The sequence below is a fragment of the Bacteroides sp. CAG:633 genome (assembly GCF_000435115.1).
Taxonomy (GTDB): Bacteria; Bacteroidota; Bacteroidia; order Bacteroidales; family Bacteroidaceae; genus Bacteroides; species Bacteroides ndongoniae.
Genome location: NZ_FR883089.1, coordinates 31,502 through 38,677, shown reverse-complemented (window position 1 = coordinate 38,677; position 7,176 = coordinate 31,502). Strand labels below are relative to the sequence as shown.

Here is a 7,176-nt window from a genome sequence, read left to right as displayed (position 1 = left end):
TGCAACTATTTCTAAAAATCTCCGACTTTTACATACAAAGCCCACGAGTATTGCAAGTAAAGTCCGTGAGTATTGCCAGTAGTTCCCAAGAGTATTGCAAGCATGGCTCGCGAGCCGTGCAAGTGTTGCTCGGTAGTGGCTGATAGGGTATTTATAAGTTTTTTCGCCCCTTTTATTGCAGATAAACTTCTTGTTTGCTTAAAAATGGGTATGTATTGTTATGATAAGAACCATAACCGTTTTTATTTTATACCTACTGTTAGGCTAATAATTGTGTTATTTTGCAAGTGAGCCAATGCAAATTGGCGGTTCTGAAAATTTAATGATATAGTAAATAAAACCATGAAAACATTGTTTAACCTGAAAAAACTAACTCTTACCTTTTTATTCACAATGGGGGCGTTGTCGGTTCATTCGCAGTCGGCAAGTTTGTCTTATATTATGGATATGGTGCACAACAATCCGGGCGAACCTCTTTACGAGAGTATGTACGACAGACCGGACGTATTGAAGTCGATGGGTTATAATGGAAAATGCTATTTTTTGTTCGATTCGCCTACGTTGGCCATTAACTGGGACGATTTCGATAAAGACATCCTTCCGCCGGGTACGCCCGACCGTGAATGGGTCGACAAGAAAGCGGCGCGTCTGCACGGACTGTTTAATGATTGTAAGCGGAACGGAGTCGACGTATATGCCATGAGCGATTTGATTCTGTTGCCCAAACGGCTGGTCAGTAAATATGGTATCGAAAAAACATTTGGTAATCCTCAGGATACATTAGTTCAGCGTATATTGCGCTATCAGCTTAATGCTTTTTTCAAGCAGTTCCCTCAGATGGACGGTATTGTGGTACGTATCGGCGAGACCTATTTGGAAGATGCGCCGTTTCATGTAGGACACATTCAGAAAAAGGATAATGCAGATCAGTGCATTATTCCTCTGATGAATTTATTGCGCGAAGAGGTGTGTGTAAAATTAAACAAAAAGGTTATTTTCAGGACATGGTGGGCATTCGACACAGACGCAAAAAAATATCAATATATCAGTGATCAGGTTGAACCTCATCCCAATCTGGTGATTGCTATCAAACATTGTGAGGGCGATTTTCATCGTGGAAATCCTTTTAGTAAAGTCTTGGGATTAGGTCGTCATCAGCAATTGGTGGAAGTTCAGTGTGCCCGCGAGTATGAGGGCAAGGGTGCATATCCCAACTATATTGCTCGTGGGGTGATTGAAGGTTTCGAAGAAGACCGGGCAAAAAAGGAAGAAGGCAAGTACTGGTGCATCCGCGATATTTATAATACGGGTAAGTTGGTCGGTATGTGGACCTGGACGCGCGGTGGCGGATGGGAAGGACCTTATCCTAAAAATGAGCTGTGGTGCGACCTTAATGCATGGGTAATGGCTCAGTGGGCTCGTTCACCGCAGCAACCGGAAGAAAAGATTTTCCATGACTATGCGACCAAGCGTTTGAAACTTTCTCGTAAGGATGCGGCGCGTTTCAGAGAATTGGCATTGCTTTCGGAGAAAGCTACACTGAGAGGAATGCGTAGCGCTGCTTTCCCGAATGATGTTTTTGCTATGTGGGTGAGAGACGAATACATAACCTTTCCTGCCTTACCAAAGAACAAAGAGAAAGTCCTGACTCTGTTGGCCGAGAAGGATACGGCAGTGACATATTGGGAACGGATCGTTGAATTGTCAGAGCAGATCAGCATCCCCGATGCTTTGTTGGATGAAACGATGAAGGTGACATGTCGTTATGGCAAGCAGATGTATCGGATTTATCGTGCGTTGTTCCATCTGGCTGCCATAAGACAGGGGCTGACGGAAGAAGATAAAACAGTTTATCTGGCAGAATACGACGATGCCTGGAGATGCCTCGAACAGTTGGCAGACGAAAAACCGGCATACTGTCCGTCTTTGTATTCGAAAACACTTATCCGCCGTACATGGTCGGAAGTGGCAGATAAAGCAGTGAACGGGATGCGGTAAGTTTCGGGAAAACGTTTCCGCAATTAAAAGCCCGCGAAATGGAATATAATGGATAAGAAAAACACTTTTGTAGATTATCTTTTTTATACTTGTGGAATAATTTAGAGAGAAAACAAACATAAAATAACTTTATAATATCATTAATACCATGAAAACAGAATTATCAAATAACTATTCTGGAACGCTATTGGCAAGAGTTATATGCCTGTTGTTATGCGGCACTTTTTTTGTATTGCAAGGAGGACAGGCTCATTCATATCCGGAGGCAAACGATACAGAGAAAGCAGACAAAGACGCATGGCAAGTGGCACGTTGGCTGGGTATGGGATGGAACCTGGGCAATCAGTTGGATGCCATAGCAGAAGGTGTGTCCAACGAAACAGTTTGGGGAAATCGTCCTGTGACACAAGTTACATTCGACAAATTGGCTGCGGCCGGATTTACTTCCGTACGTATACCTGTTACTTGGATGGGACATATTGGTAGTGCGCCTGAATATAAATTGGAAGAATCGTGGCTGAAACGTGTGGAAGAAGTTGTAGAATATGCCGAGAAAGCCGGATTGAATGCTATTGTTAATATACATCATGATGACAATTATTGGCTTAGCATGAAGAAAGCCATTCAGGGGGAAGAACAAAACGAGGCGATTAAGGCTCAGTTGAAGGCTGTGTGGACACAAATAGCTGCCCGTTTCAAGGACAAAGGACATTTTTTGCTGTTCGAGGCGATGAACGAAATCCACGACGGTCGCTGGGGATGGGGAGATAACCGGAAGGACGGTGGCCGTCAGTATGCTATTCTGAACGAGTGGAATCAGATTTTTGTAAATACAGTACGTGCTACTGGCGGCAAGAATACCGACCGTTATTTATGCGTACCGGGTTATGCTACCAATATTGAACTTACTCTTCAGAGTTTTGTATTGCCTAAAGACGTTGTGCCTGGCCGTTTGCTGGTATCTGTGCATTGTTACGATCCTATGGATTATGCCATGAGCAACAAATATACAGAGTGGGGACATACGGCAGATGCAGCTAAAAAGGTGACCGGTGACAACGAAAATCAGATTGCCAGTCAGTTTAAAGCGCTGAAAGAACACTTTGTAGAAAAAGGCGTTCCGGTATACATCGGTGAAATGGGATGTATACACCGTTCAACCGAAAGGGAAGAGGCATTTCGTAAATACTATCTGGAATATTTTTACAAGGCGGCCCGCACCTATGGTTTGGCTCCTTTCTACTGGGACGACGGAGGTAAGGGACTGTGTCTGCTGAATCATGCTACAGGCGACTGGCAACCGGGTGCGCTTGAGGCGATCGGAGCCATGAAGAAAGGACTGTTTACGGAGGATAGTTCTTATACCTTGCAGACGGTCTACGAGCAAGCTCCCCGGTAGAGCATTGACAGCTGTTATTTCTTTTTGATAGATGGTAAACTTTGAATAATCAGTCGGATTTTTTCGGCTGACAGCCCTTTCTATGTCCTGAAAATAGAGACATAAAAACAGAAAATCACAAGTTTTATTGAAGTAAAAAGTATTATAACGCTGTAATGTTATCCAAAACGCATCTATTTGTTATCATTTGCATCCTGTTGGGTAATGATACATCGGGTATATTTGTTACGGAGAAAAAGATTTTATTTGGAATATGTATTATTAATATGGAATAGTTGAAGCTATGGTTAAAGCATGTATGTTACGGAATTTGTTATTCGTTATGGGAGCTGCCGTTATGTTGCTATCCTGTAAGGAAGATATTGGACGATTGGAGAACTCTAATGTGATGCGTTTATGGTACGACGAACCTGCAGAGTATTTTATCAATGCTTTGCCTTTAGGAAATGGACGTTTGGGAGCTATGGTGTATGGACGTCCGTCGGAAGAACTAATCCATTTGAATGAAAGTTCTTTTTGGACCGGAGGACCTGTCAATTTAAGACCTAATCCTGATGCTTTCGTTTATTTGCCGCAAATACGAAAGGCTTTGGACGAAAAGAACTATGCCTTGGCCGATCAGCTGGCACATAATATGCAAGGATTGTTCAGCCAATCTTATGCACCAATCGGAGATTTGCTGATCAAGCAGCAATACAAGGGAGAAACAACTGACTATTATCGTGATTTGGACTTGCAACGTGCAATTGCTACCACTCGTTTTAAGGCTGATAATGTGGAGTATATTCGTGAAGCATTTGTGTCTTATCCTGATCAGGTGGTGGTAGTTCGTTTCTCTTCATCGGTACCCCAGGCTCTTGATTTGGAACTACGTACACAGACTAAGATGCATGCTACTGTAGCAGTTGACGGAAAAGATTTGCTGGTCGAAGGCAGGGCACCTTCGCATGCCGATCCTACTTATATTAATACATCAGACGAACCTGTTCAATGGGGAGATTCGTGTAGAGGTATGCGCTTTCAGACACGTATTCGTACTTTGAAAAACGATGGGCAGGAAACTTTGACGGATGGAAGCATCCGGATAACAGATGCTTCGGAGGTTGTTCTGGGTATATCCATTGCTACCAGTTTCAATGGTTTTGATAAATGCCCGGTATCAGAAGGAAAAGACGAGAAAAAACTGGCCAAAGCTTATTTGGACTCTGTTTGTGGGAAATCTTACGATGAGCTGAAACAGGCACATATCGCTGATTATTCTTCATATTTTAATAAGTTAGGTTTCTATTTGAAAGGAGAGGCTTCCAAAGAAAAGATGCCTACCGATGAACGTCTGCAAGCATATCAGACAGATAATTCCGATCATGGGTTGGAAACGTTGTTGTATCAGTACGGACGTTATCTTCTGATCGCTTCTTCACGAAAAGGAGGAGTTGCTGCCAATTTGCAGGGAATATGGAATGTAGATGTACGTCCGGCGTGGAGTAGTAATTATACAACCAATATTAATTTTGAGATGAATTACTGGGCTTCTGACAAAACAGGCTTGGGAGATATGAATGAACCGATGATTCAGCAAATCATCAACATGTCGAAAACCGGACGGTATGTTGCTTCGGATTATTATAAATGTCGTGGATGGGCTGCTGGACACAATTCCGACATTTGGGCCATGACCAATCCGGTTGGTCATCTAGGAATGGGCGATCCGCAATGGGCTAATTGGACAATGGCTTCTCCTTGGCTTTCACAGCATTTGTGGGAAAAATATGCTTATACGGGCGACGAGGAATATCTTAAAAACACTGCATATCCGATTATGAAATCAGCCGCAGAATTTTGTCTTGACTGGCTGATTGATGATGGCAACGGGCATTTGCTGACTTCTCCATCTACTTCTCCTGAGCATCGGTTTATAGGTGAAGATGGGAAAGCGTGGGCTGTTACCAAAGGAGCTACGATGGATTTAGGACTTATCCGGAATCTGTTTGAGAATACCATAGAAGCTATTCAGGTTTTGGGCACAGACAAGGATTTTGCCGTTTCTTTGAATGAGGCATTGGTAAAGATGCTACCTTATCAGCCGGGGGCTGAGGGTGATCTGAATGAATGGGGAGCTGATTATGCAGATGCAGAACCACAGCACAGACATGTTTCCCATTTATTTTGCCTGCATCCGGGACATGATGTTTCCGCCAATCGGACTCCCGAATTGTTTGAGGCCTGTAAGAAGACTTTGTTGAAAAGAGGGGATAAAGGAACGGGCTGGTCTTTGGCATGGAAAGTTTGTTTCTGGGCGCGTCTTTTGGATGGCGAACATGCTTATAAGTTGATTAACAACTATCTGAACTATACAACGGAACGAGGTTTCTCGGAGAATGGTGGAACGTATCCGAATTTGTTTAATGCTTGTCCTCCATTCCAGATTGACGGGAACTTTGGAGTTGTAGAAGGAATATCCGAAATGTTACTGCAAAGTCATTTGCATGAAATACATTTGTTGCCAGCTTTACCTTCGTTGTGGGATGCAGGAGAGATTATCGGACTGAAAGCTCGCGGAGGTTATGAAGTGAACATATCATGGGAACATGGAAAACTAAAAAAGGCGGTATTGTTTGCGATGAAAGATACAGAGTGCCGTTTGCGTACGAATGCCCCCATACAGATAAAAGGGGTTAAGATGAAAACCATTGAACAGAAGAGCGTAGCTGGAACTACCTATCTGAATGTATTTGATGTAAAACATGGAAAGAAATATATTATAAAGCCTGTGTGAGATGAAGATTTTTGTTTTTTATCTGATTTGTATGATTGCCCCCCTTTCTTTGTGGGGGCAAAATTTGCATAAAGGTATCATGATGTATGGTGACAGCAGCCGGACGGGCAGGGCTTTTACAAAGGATCCGTATGTCTTGAAATGGAAAGGGAATTATTTGATGTATTATTCGATACCAGAATCCAAAGAACGTGGTATCGGATGGGGAATTGGCATTGCAGAGAGTCAGGATTTAGATTCCTGGCAGAAAGTAGGGGAGATTAATCCGTTGCAGGATTCCGATTTGGAGCGGAAGGGTATCTGTGCTCCTTGTGCCATCGTAAGGAATGATACCATACATTTATTCTATCAGATATATGGCAATGGGGCGTTGGATGCCATTTGCCACGCTTATTCGGTTGATGGTATTCATTTTGTACGTAACCGTACTAATCCAGTGTTTCGTCCTTCGGGCGATTGGAATTGCGGAAGAGCCATCGATGCAGAAGTGTTTGAATACAATGGGCAGTATTTCTTGTATTATGCGACCAGAGATCAGGCATATCAGAAACAATACTTAGGTGTGGCAGTCACTTCCAGACATTCTTCTTTTGATCGTGATACCTGGAAACAGGCATGTTCGGCACCTATACTTTTTCCTGAACTTGCTTGGGAAGGCAATTGCATTGAAGCTCCTTCGGTCATCAACCGCAATGGTAAGCTTTATATGTTTTATGCCGGCAATTATAACAATGCGCCACAGCAGATTGGCGTTGCAGAAAGCCATGATGGCTTGGTGTGGACGCGCTGCAGTAATAATCCTTTTCTAGCTGTAGGAAAAGCCGGTGAATGGAACAGTAGTGAGTCTGGACATCCGGGAATTTTGGACGATGGAGAGCAATGCTATTTGTTCTATCAGGGCAACAATGATCATGGAAAAACCTGGTTCCTCTCTAAAGTTCGTGTGCAGTGGAATCAGAAAGGTCCCTATCTGGACGAATAAAAGACCAATATGTGGAAAGAG

At 43.2% G+C, this 7,176-nt stretch carries 4 protein-coding genes; all 4 read left to right on the top strand.

The window, feature by feature from the left end:
• Positions 1 to 342 precede the first annotated feature (342 nt).
• The 4 genes from QVP67_RS09500 to QVP67_RS09485 all read left to right on the top strand — a co-directional run bounded on the left by QVP67_RS09500 (position 343) and on the right by QVP67_RS09485 (position 7,155).
• A complete protein-coding gene (locus QVP67_RS09500) occupies positions 343 to 1,998 on the top strand; it encodes a hypothetical protein (protein WP_022163332.1) in 1,656 nt (551 codons plus the stop codon).
• Positions 1,999 to 2,146: 148 nt separating this feature from the next.
• Positions 2,147 to 3,397 (top strand): glycoside hydrolase family 5 protein, encoded by a 1,251-nt coding sequence (locus tag QVP67_RS09495; protein ID WP_022163331.1) that lies wholly within the window; start codon positions 2,147 to 2,149, stop codon positions 3,395 to 3,397.
• 322 nt (positions 3,398 to 3,719) lie between these two features.
• A complete protein-coding gene (locus QVP67_RS09490) occupies positions 3,720 to 6,173 on the top strand; it encodes a glycoside hydrolase family 95 protein (protein ID WP_288180077.1) in 2,454 nt (817 codons plus the stop codon).
• Position 6,174: 1 nt separating this feature from the next.
• Positions 6,175 to 7,155 carry a family 43 glycosylhydrolase gene (locus QVP67_RS09485; protein WP_022163329.1) on the top strand — a complete coding sequence of 327 codons (981 nt, stop codon included), beginning with the start codon at positions 6,175 to 6,177 and terminating at the stop codon, positions 7,153 to 7,155.
• Positions 7,156 to 7,176: the final 21 nt, after the last annotated feature.